Annotated in this window: 3 protein-coding genes; all 3 read right to left on the reverse strand. The window is 75.9% G+C overall.

The genetic code is table 11. The features are described 5' to 3' along the window. Window positions 1-652 (reverse strand): cache domain-containing protein (locus L2I40_RS22765; protein WP_237217644.1); only part of this gene is annotated, 652 nt, incomplete at its 3' end. A 284-nt stretch (window positions 653-936) separates the two neighbouring features. Next, the gene (locus L2I40_RS22770; RefSeq protein ID WP_272911005.1) at window positions 937-1,581 is read right to left on the reverse strand and encodes a phosphoribosylanthranilate isomerase; all 645 of its coding nucleotides are present in this window, start codon (window positions 1,579-1,581) and stop codon (window positions 937-939) included. Next, a partial coding sequence (locus L2I40_RS22775) for an orotidine 5'-phosphate decarboxylase / HUMPS family protein (RefSeq protein WP_237217646.1) occupies window positions 1,578-1,736 on the reverse strand: 159 nt, incomplete at its 5' end. The genes L2I40_RS22770 and L2I40_RS22775, both read right to left, overlap by 4 nt.

Consider the following 1,736-nt stretch of genomic DNA (forward strand, 5'->3'; position numbering starts at 1 on the left):
CGAGCGGCCCGTCCTGCCGCGCCGGCCGCGGCACGCCGACCACCTGCTCGGGGTCGCGCGACCGCGCCGCGAAGACGCCGCGGCTGTCGGTCAGCGCCACCGCGCCACGGCCGCGCGAGCCCTGGCCGCGCAGCGTGTCCGACAGGCGCTCGGGCAGCAGCGGCATACCGAGCACCGCATGCGCCACCCCGTCGCGCATCACCGGGACGAAGACGAAGGCGGTCGGCCGGCCGGAGAGGCGGCCCTGCGCCACGTCGGAAACCACCGGCCGGCCGGTCGCGAAGGCCCGCTCGATCGACACGGCGCCGCCGCCCGGCCCACCTCCGCCGCCGGGTCCCGGCAGTTCCGCGCCGAAGGGGCGCCGCGTACTGAGGATCTGGCTGCCGTCGCGCCGGTACAGATTGACCCAGGTGCCGAAGATCTCCGCCGTCGTGCGCGCATGCAGGTAGAGGTGCTCCAGCGGCGCGCCCGGATCCGATTCCGGCGCCACGGCCAGCACGCGCAGCGCGGCCAGCTTCGCGCCGATCTGCGTGTCCACCGCGGCCGCGAGCGCCTGCGCGGTGTCCATCAGCCGCGCCTCCTCGGCCGCATCCTGCCGGCGCAGCGCGTCCCAGGACGCGGCGGCGCCGAAGACGAGCGCAGGCAGCAGCACGGCCAGGACGAGCGCGACGAGATGTGCGCGAAGGCCGGGTCGCCGTTGCGACGGCGCATGTAAGGCGACCGGCGCGTCAGCCGGTTCGGGGCGTGCCCGCCCCCGTGTCTCGGGTGTCATGCGTCCTGCGGGTTGAGATCCGCGCGGCCTCTCGGCGGTCTCCCAGTCTGTGATCCCTGGCAGGCGCATCGGCAACCGACGATCGGGTGCGCGGGCACCGACCGTGTCGCCAGCGGGCTGACGTTCGCGTGATCCGCGCCGCCGCTCGCGCGGCCATGAACCGTTCAGCTTCCCTGCGGATGATCCTGCTGGCGCGCCGCGCGCACGAAATCGATGATGCGCGCCGCATCCTTCACGCCGCGCGACCGCTCCACGCCCGAGGACACGTCGACCCCGGGCGCGCCGGAGACGGCGATCGCCGCGGCGACGTTGTCGGGCGTGAGGCCGCCGGCGAGCAGCCAGGGCCGCGGCACCGCCACGCCCTGGGTCAGCGTCCAGTCGAAGGGCGCGGCGTTGCCGCCGGGCAGCGGCGCGCCGGGCGGCGCCTTGGCATCCAGCAGGAAGCGGTCCACCACCGGCGCATAGGCCGCGAGCGCCGCCAGGTCGTCGCGCGACGCGATGCCGAGCGCCTTCATCACCGGCAGCCCAAAGCGCGCCTTCACCGCCGCGCAACGCGCCGGCGTCTCCTCGCCATGCAGCTGGATGACGTCGAGCGGCAAGGCGTCCAGCACGGCCGCGATCTCGTCGTCCGACCCATCCACGAAGAGCCCGACCTTGCCTGGGCCCGGCGCCGCGATGGCCGCGGCCTGCGCCGGCGTCACCGCGCGCGGCGAGGGTGGGAAGAAGACGAAGCCGACGAGATCGGCACCCGCCGCCGCCGCGGCGTCCATCGCAACGGGATCGTTGATCCCGCAGATCTTGACGATCACCCGGCCAGGCTCCGCGCGATGGCCGCCGCCGCCGCGCCGGGGTCCGGCGCGCGGGTGATCGGCCGGCCGACCACGATCCAGTCCGCCCCGGCGCGCGCCATCTCCTCCGGCGTCGCGGTGCGCGCCTGGTCGTCGGTGGCGCTGCCGGCCGGGCG

Origin of the sequence: Falsiroseomonas oryziterrae (assembly GCF_021864505.1) — a bacterium.
In the GTDB taxonomy this organism is placed as follows: Bacteria; Pseudomonadota; Alphaproteobacteria; order Acetobacterales; family Acetobacteraceae; genus Falsiroseomonas; species Falsiroseomonas oryziterrae.